Below are 6,986 nucleotides of genomic sequence, written 5' to 3' on the forward strand. Positions count from 1 at the left end.
AAACCGCGCCGCCGAGACCCTCCGCCACGCGCACCGCCTCCTCCGGCGTGTACGCCACCCCGCCGCGCGGCACCGGAACGCCATAGCGCCCCAGCAGCCCCTTCGCCTGATATTCGTGGATGTTCATTCCCTGCCCTTCCGCTCGGCCGGCCCCATCCACCGACGGGGCCGGCCTCCGTCCATCAGATCACAGCAGCCCGGCGCCGCGGGCCCAGCGGTACTTGGCGCCCAGCACCGCGACCGGCGTCTCGGTCGAGTACGGGTAGGCGACGATGCCGTGGTCGTAGAGGTATTGCGACGCCTCCTCGACCTCGACGTCGCCGGCCAGCGAGGCGACGATCGGCTTGTTGATGCCCTTGGCCCGCATCTCGTCCACCACCTCGGTGATCACCTTCGCGAACACCATCGGCGGCGTGATGATGGTGTGCCAGTAGCCGAGGATCAGCGCGTGGATGCGGTCGTCCTCCAGCCCCAGCTTCACCGTGTTGCGGTAGGTGGTCGGCGGCTCACCCCCGGTGATGTCGACCGGGTTGCCGGCGGCGCCGAAGGGCGGAATGAACTTGCGGAACGCGGTGTCGAGATCCGCCGGCATCGCCATCAGCTGCAGGTCGTTGTCGACGCAGGCGTCGGACAAGAGCACGCCCGAGCCGCCGGCGCCGGTGATGATGACGACGTTCTCGCCCTTCGGCGTCGGCAAGACCGGGATGCCGCGGGCGAATTGCAGCAGGTCCTGCAGGCTCTTCGCCCGGATCACGCCGGACTGGCGCAGCACGTCGTCATAGACCTTGTCGTTGCCGGCCAGGGCCCCGGTGTGCGAGCTGGCCGCCCGCGCGCCGAGCGAGGTGCGCCCGGCCTTCAGCACCACCACCGGCTTCTTCTTCGACACCACCTTGGCGACGTCGGCGAAGGCGCGGCCGTCCTTCAGGTCCTCGAGATGCATCGCGATCACGTCGGTGGCGTCGTCCTGCTCGAAGAAGGTCAGCAGGTCGTCCTCGTCGATGTCGGACTTGTTGCCGAGGCCGACGATGGCCGAGACGCCCATCTTGGTCGAGCGGCTGAAGCCGATGATCGCCATGCCGATGCCGCCCGACTGGGACGACAAGGCCGCACGGCCCTTGACGTCGAAGGGCGTGCAGAAGGTCGCGCACAGGTTCTTCGGCGTGTAGTAGAAGCCGTAGATGTTCGGGCCCATCAACCGGACGTCGTATTTGCGGCCGATGGCGACGATCTCTTCCTGCGCCGCATGGTCGCCGGTCTCGGCGAAGCCGGACGGGATCAGGATCGCGCCGGAGATCTTCTTCTCGCCGACCTCGATCAGCGCCTGGGGCACGAACTTGGCCGGGATGGCGAAGACGGCGATGTCGATGTTGCCAGGCACATCCTTGACGCTCTTGTAGACCTTCAGCCCCAGGATCTCCTCGGCCTTGGGGTGGATCGGGTAGATCGCGCCCTTGTAGCCGCCGTTGATCAGGTTCTTCATCACCGAATTGCCGATCTTGCCGTCCTCGGCCGAGGCGCCGATCACGGCGACCGCGTCGGGCCGCATGATCCGGTTCATCTTGGCCAGGATGGCCTCGGAGGACGGCCGCGGCCGGGCCTCCTTCGGCTCGAAATCGACGACCACGCGGACATCGGCGGCGATGGCGCCGTCGGTGCGGGCGAAGACCGGGTTGAGGTCGAGCTCGACGATCTCCGGCACCGCATCCACCAGCTGCGAGACCTTGACGATCAGGTCGGACAGCGCCTCGCGGTCGACCGGCGGCGCGCCGCGCACGCCCTTCAGGATCGCCGCCGCCTGGATGCCGTCCAGCATCGACAGCGCCTCGGTGCGGTCGACCGGGGCGAGGCGGAAGGTGATGTCCTTCAAGACCTCGACCAGCACGCCGCCGAGGCCGAAGGCGACCAGCTTGCCGAAGCTGGGGTCGGTGACCGCGCCGACGATCACCTCCTGCCCGCCGACCAGCATCTGCTGGACCTGGACGCCGAGGATCTCGGCCTTCGGGTCGTAGCGGCCGGCGCTCTCGACGATGCGCTTGAAGCCGGCGCGGACGTCGTCGGCATTCTTGACCCCGACCAGCACGCCGCCGGCCTCGGTCTTGTGCAGGATCTGCGGCGACACGATCTTCAGCACCACCGGGAAGCCGATCGCCGCGGCCTGGGCCGCGGCCTCGTCGGCCGTGGTCGCCAGCGCCTCCTTCGGGATCGGGATCTGCCAGGCCTCGCACAGCTCGCGGGCCTCGGGCGCGGTCAGGCTGGTGCGCCCTTCGCGCTTGACGGTTTCGAGAATGCTGCGGGCGGTCGTCCTGGCATCGTCCAGGACGTCAACATGGCCATTCATGGCGGTCCTCGCTCAGCAAAGGATGTCTTGGGGAGGACCGGACCGGCCTGAGGCTGCCCGGCCGTTTGTCGTGATCAGCTCAGATCAGATCGCGCCGGCGGTGCGCATCGCGGCGATGGCGTCGGCGTCGAAGCCGACCGAGGCCAGGATTTCCTCGGTGTGCTCGCCCAGCAGCGGCGAGCGTTCGACCGGCACGTCGCTGGCGGACAGGCGGATCGGCGAGGCGACCTGGACGTAGTTGCCGCGCTCGGGATGCGGCACCTCGACCAGCATGCCGCGGTCATACATCGAGCGGTCCTCGACCAGGTCCTTCATGCTGAGGATCGGGCCGCAGGGCACGTCGATCTCGTTCAGCGCCTTCATCACCTCGATCTTGCTGCGCTGGCTGGTCCAGGCCTGGATGACGCCGAAGCAATCGGGCAGATGGCTCAGCCGCGCCTCCGGCGTGGCATAGGCCGGGTCCTCGATCAGCTCCTCGCGGCCGACCAGGCGCATCAGCGGCGCCCAGCCCTGCGGCTGGATGATGACATAGGCGTAGTCGTTCTCGCCGCCGGGGGCGCAGACCAGCGCCTGGCCCGGCTGGCCGCCGCCCGAGGCGTTGCCGGAGCGCGGCACGGCCTCGCCGAATTCGGTGTTCGGGTATTCGCGCAAGGGGCCGTGGACGAGGCGCTGCTGGTCGCGCATCTTGACCCGCACGAGGTTCAGCACGCAGTCCTGCATCGCCACCTCGACCCGCTGGCCCAGGCCGGTCTGGGTGCGCTGGAACAGCGCGGCGAGCACGCCGGCGACCAGATGCATGCCGGTGCCGCTGTCGCCGATCTGCGCGCCGGTCGCGGTCGGCGGGCCGTCGAGCCAGCCGGTCGTGCTCATCGATCCGCCCATCGCCTGGGCCACCGTCTCATAGGCCTTGCAGTCGACATAGGGGCCGGGGCCGAAGCCCTTGACCGAGGCGTAGATCACCCGCGGGTTGATCTTCTGGATCTTGTCCCAGGGGAAACCCTGACGGTCGAGCACGCCGGGGCCGAAATTCTCGACCAGCACGTCGGACTGCTCGAGCAGCTTGATGAAGGCCTCCTGGCCCTGCGGCGACTTCATGTTGATGGTGATGCTGCGCTTGTTGCTGTTCAGCATGGTGAAGTAGAGGCTGTCGACATTCGACTTGTCGCGCAGCTGCGAGCGCGTGATGTCGCCGCGGCCCGGCATCTCCACCTTGATCACATCCGCCCCGAACCACGCCAGGATCTGCGTCGCCGAGGGTCCCGACTGGACGTGAGTCATGTCGAGAACGCGCACCCCATCCAGGGCCTTACCCATGGTCTCTCTCCCGTGTTTGCCGTGCAGGGTGGGCGCGGGCGGCTGTGTAAGCCCGCGCCCGCGGCCGCTTACTTGTACATGGTCTGGTTCATGGTCCCCGGGGCGTAGGCGTCGGGGTCGATCCACACATTGATCAGCGACGGCTTGCCCGATTCCCGCGCCCGCTCCAGCGCCGGGCGGATCTGGCTGGCCTCATGGACCTCCTCGCCGTAGCCGCCGAGCATCTGGGCGAATTTCGAGTACTGGACGTCGCCGAGCTTGTTGCCGACATTGCCCTTCTCCGGCCCGTATTTCTGGATCTGGCCGTAGCGGATCTGGTTCATGTGCGAGTTGTTGCCGACCACGCCGATGAAGGGCAGGTTGAACCGCACCATGGTCTCGAAGTCCCAGCCGGTCAGGCTGAAGGTGCCGTCGCCGAACAGACAGAGCACCTCCTTCTCCGGCTGGGCGATCTTCGACGCCATGGCGAAGGGCACGCCGACGCCGAGGGTGCCGAGCGGGCCGGGATCCATCCAGTGGCCCGGGGTGCGCGGCTTGACCACGCCGCCGGAGAAGGTGACGACGTCGCCGCCGTCGCCGATATAGACGGTGTTGTCGGTCAGGAACTCGTTCAGCTCATAGGCCAGGCGCAGCGGGTGGATCGGCGAGGCGTCGGAGCGCAGCTTGGGCAGCCGCGCCGCCTCCATCTTCGCCTCCTCGACCCGCAGCTCCTCGAGCCAGGGCTCGCGGCCCTTGGCGCCGTTGTCGACCCGGCCGGTGGTGGCCTGGGTGACGGCGGCGAAGATGGCGCCGCAATCGCCGACCAGGCCGAGCGAGACGTCCCGGTTCTTGCCGACGGTGCGGTAGTCGAGGTCGATCTGCACCACCGTGGCGTTGCGGCCGAGGCGCTTGCCGTAGCCCATGCGGAAGTCGAAGGGCGTGCCGACGATGATGATCACGTCGGCGTTGTCGAAGGCGTAGCGCCGGGTCTGCTGGAAGTGGTGCGGGTCGCCCGGCGGCAGCGTGCCGCGGCCGGCGCCGTTCATGAAGGCCGGGATGTTGAGGGTGCGGACGAGGTTGATCGCGTCGTCAGCCGCCCGGCAGGTCCAGACCTGCTGGCCGAGCAGGATGCAGGGCTTCTTGGCATGGACCAGGATGTCGGCCAGCTTCTCGACATCGCGCGGATCGCCGATGCTCTTGGTCGACCAGCGGTAGTGGCCGGGCTTCGGCAGCACCGCCTTCTTCAGCGGCACATGGCCGTCCAGGATGTCGCGGCCGATCTCGAGATAGACCGGGCCGGGGGCGCCGGCGAAGGCCTCGCGGAAGGCCATCGAGCACATGTCGGCGACGCGCTCGGTGGTCACCACATTGGCCGCGAACTTGGTGATCGACTTCATCATGTCGACATGCGGCAGGTCCTGCAGCGACCCCATCTTGTGCTGGTCCAGCGCGCCCTGGCCGCCGATCAGCAGGAACGGGCTCTCGGCGCGGAAGGCGTTGGCGACGCCGGTGATGGCGTCGGTCGTGCCCGGGCCGGCGGTGACCACGGCGCAGCCGGGCTTGCCGGTGACGCGGGCATAGCCGTCGGCGGCATGGGCCGCGACCTGCTCGTGCCGGACGTCGATGATGCGGATGCCCTCGTCCAGGCAGCCGTCATAGATGTCGATGATGTGGCCGCCGCAGAGGGTGAAGATGGTGTCGATGCCCTCGGCCTTGAGCGCCTTGGCCACGAGGTGACCGCCGGAGATGACCTCCTCTGTCGCGGCCGCTTCCTTCACTGTCGTATCGGGCATGATCGCTTCCTCCTCACCTCTTGCTCGGGATGCACGGCACCGCGTGGCGCCGAGCGGTCATTCGAAGCCGGTCCCGTGCCGCTCGACCGACCGCGACAGGTCGAGGGCATGGTTGCGGACCAGCGTCTCGGCGAGATCCCCGTCGCGCCGCGCCAGGGCCTCGACGATGGCGGCGTGGTCCGCCACCGATCGCTCGGCCCGCTCCGGCCGGCCGATCAGGGACCAGCGGATGGCGCGGATGTGCAGGAACAGGGACTCAGTCATCTCGGTGATCAGGGCGCAGCCGCCGAGGCGGATCAGCGCCTGATGGAAATCGATGTTGGCGGCGGCGAAGCGGTCCGGCGCATCCGCCTCCGCCGCCTGGCCGGCGATCATGGCCCGCAGCTCCTCGATCCCGGCCGGGCCGGCCTGCGTCGCCGCCAGGCGGGCGGCCATGCCCTCCAGCGCGGCCCAGACCACGATCAGCTCGCGGATCTCGTCCCGGGTCTTGCGCACCACGAACACGCCGCGCCGCGGCATCGACCGGACGAGGCCCTCTTGCTCCAGCAACGCGATCGCCTCGCGCACCGGGGTCCGGCTGATGCCCAGCGCCTCGCACAGCTGCCGCTCGTCGATCCGGATCGGACGGCTGTGGCCGTAGATGTTCATGCGCACGATCGCGTCGCGCAGGGCCTGGTACGCCTTGGCCTTGTAGCTGGCCTTGGCGGCCAGCGGCGCGACATCGAGCGTCACCCCATCCACCAGCATCTGCGTTCCGTCCCAGATCGTGCGACCGGCTGTTGAAGCTCTTTGGTCGACTGAATTCAGAATTTTGTATACCAGAAGAATCGGTCCGGCAAGCCGGGAAAGCGGATGCGATCGTCTTTTTTACTGCGCCCTGTCGAAACTTTATGTTGCAGTGCAAAAAGACGGCCGTGCCACGGCATGACACGGCCCAGTCGGAGGAAACCTTGAAACTCAGGCGGCGAGAGATTTCGCCACGTCTTCGCTGATCTTCTTGGCGTCGCCGAAGAGCATGAGGGTGTTGTCGCGGAAGAACAGCTCGTTCTCGACGCCGGCATAGCCCGAGGCCATCGAGCGCTTCACGAACAGCACCGTCTTGGCGTTCTCCACATCCAGGATCGGCATGCCGTAGATCGGGCTCGCCGGGTCGGTCTTCGCCGCCGGGTTGGTCACGTCGTTCGCCCCGATCACGAAGGCCACGTCGGCCTGGGCGAAGTCGCGGTTGATCTCCTCCAGCTCGAACACCTCGTCATAGGGCACGTTGGCTTCCGCCAGCAGCACGTTCATGTGCCCCGGCATGCGGCCCGCCACCGGGTGGATGGCATAGCGCACATCCACCCCCTCCTTCTTCAGCAGGTCCGACATCTCCCTCAAGGCATGCTGCGCCTGGGCCACCGCCATGCCGTAGCCCGGCACGATGATCACCGACCGCGCGTTCTTCATCACGAAGGCCGCGTCCTCCGCCGATCCCTGCTTCACCGCACGGTCGCCCGCCGGTCCGCCGGCCGCCGCGGCGCTGGAGTCTCCGCCGAAGCCGCCCAGGATCACGTTGATGATCG

Annotated in this window: 6 protein-coding genes; all 6 read right to left on the reverse strand. The window is 68.0% G+C overall.

Annotated features, from left to right (window positions below):
• Positions 1 to 127, reverse strand: a 127-nt coding sequence (locus ACTOWL_RS37360) for an ATP-grasp domain-containing protein (protein ID WP_441326222.1), incomplete at its 3' end; no start/stop codon positions are given.
• A gap of 60 nt (positions 128 to 187) precedes the next feature.
• Complete coding sequence (locus ACTOWL_RS37365) at positions 188 to 2,338, reverse strand: acetate--CoA ligase family protein (RefSeq protein WP_441326380.1); 2,151 nt, start codon at positions 2,336 to 2,338, stop codon at positions 188 to 190.
• 84 nt (positions 2,339 to 2,422) lie between these two features.
• On the reverse strand, positions 2,423 to 3,652 hold the full coding sequence (gene frc / locus ACTOWL_RS37370) for a formyl-CoA transferase (RefSeq protein ID WP_441326381.1): 1,230 nt from the start codon (positions 3,650 to 3,652) through the stop codon (positions 2,423 to 2,425).
• Between the two features lie 68 nt (positions 3,653 to 3,720).
• The gene (locus tag ACTOWL_RS37375; RefSeq protein ID WP_441326382.1) at positions 3,721 to 5,424 is read right to left on the reverse strand and encodes a thiamine pyrophosphate-binding protein; all 1,704 of its coding nucleotides are present in this window, start codon (positions 5,422 to 5,424) and stop codon (positions 3,721 to 3,723) included.
• A 57-nt stretch (positions 5,425 to 5,481) separates the two neighbouring features.
• On the reverse strand, positions 5,482 to 6,171 hold the full coding sequence (locus ACTOWL_RS37380; protein WP_441326383.1) for a GntR family transcriptional regulator: 690 nt from the start codon (positions 6,169 to 6,171) through the stop codon (positions 5,482 to 5,484).
• A gap of 210 nt (positions 6,172 to 6,381) precedes the next feature.
• On the reverse strand, positions 6,382 to 6,986 hold a 605-nt coding region (locus ACTOWL_RS37385; protein WP_441326384.1), incomplete at its 5' end, for an NAD(P)(+) transhydrogenase (Re/Si-specific) subunit beta.

This window comes from Inquilinus sp. CA228 (assembly GCF_052078665.1).
Classification (GTDB): domain Bacteria; phylum Pseudomonadota; class Alphaproteobacteria; order DSM-16000; family Inquilinaceae; genus Inquilinus.

What these genes read in the sequence shown, in the direction of transcription:
- ACTOWL_RS37365 (WP_441326380.1), bottom strand. Translation starts at nt 2,338, where the DNA reads ATGAATGGCCATGTTGACGTCCTGGACGATGCCAGGACGACCGCCCGC.
- frc (WP_441326381.1), bottom strand. Translation starts at nt 3,652, where the DNA reads ATGGGTAAGGCCCTGGATGGGGTGCGCGTTCTCGACATGACTCACGTC.
- ACTOWL_RS37375 (WP_441326382.1), bottom strand. Translation starts at nt 5,424, where the DNA reads ATGCCCGATACGACAGTGAAGGAAGCGGCCGCGACAGAGGAGGTCATC.
- ACTOWL_RS37380 (WP_441326383.1), bottom strand. Translation starts at nt 6,171, where the DNA reads ATGCTGGTGGATGGGGTGACGCTCGATGTCGCGCCGCTGGCCGCCAAG.